Annotated in this window: 1 protein-coding gene; it reads left to right on the top strand. The window is 70.4% G+C overall.

Features of this window, described 5'->3' with window-relative positions; translation table 11 throughout:
* Positions 1 to 51: 51 nt before the first annotated feature.
* A partial coding sequence (locus ACNAW0_RS30620; RefSeq protein WP_416291519.1) for a hypothetical protein occupies positions 52 to 513 on the top strand: 462 nt, incomplete at its 3' end.

Below are 513 nucleotides of genomic sequence, written 5' to 3' on the forward strand. Positions count from 1 at the left end.
GTGCAGCTGCCCACACGACCAGATCCGCGCGCCTACGGGGACTGGACGTGGGTGGCCTGCCCGATCAGCCTGCCGCCCACGGTTCCCGTCTCGGCGATGCTGCACCTGCCCACCCTGCGCGTCACCGGCCGGCAGGTGCGCGCCGATATGGCGTACACGCACACGGTGCCCAAGGCGCGACGCACCGGTCACACGATCGCGGTCGGCGTGGACTGGGGCCTCAACACCCTGTTGTCCGCCGGAGCCCTACGACTGCAGGAGGATGGTCGGATCACCACGTTGGGGGCTGGTGGCCAGTTCCGGGCCGCCGGTGTCCTGGCGAAACAGCACCGCCTGCGGCGCCTGTCCGAGCGGCTGCACGCCAAAGCCGACCACTACCAGCGGCTCACCGGCGGTGACCAGCAGCACAACCTCGCCGGCAAACATGCGGTCCTGCGCGACGAAATCCAGCACGTATCCGCGCGCCGCTCGAATTTGAATGACGCGCTCGCGTGGGCTGCCGCCCGGTGGGCG

It is taken from the genome of Micromonospora sp. SL1-18 (genome assembly GCF_047921505.1).
In the GTDB taxonomy this organism is placed as follows: domain Bacteria; phylum Actinomycetota; class Actinomycetes; order Mycobacteriales; family Micromonosporaceae; genus Micromonospora.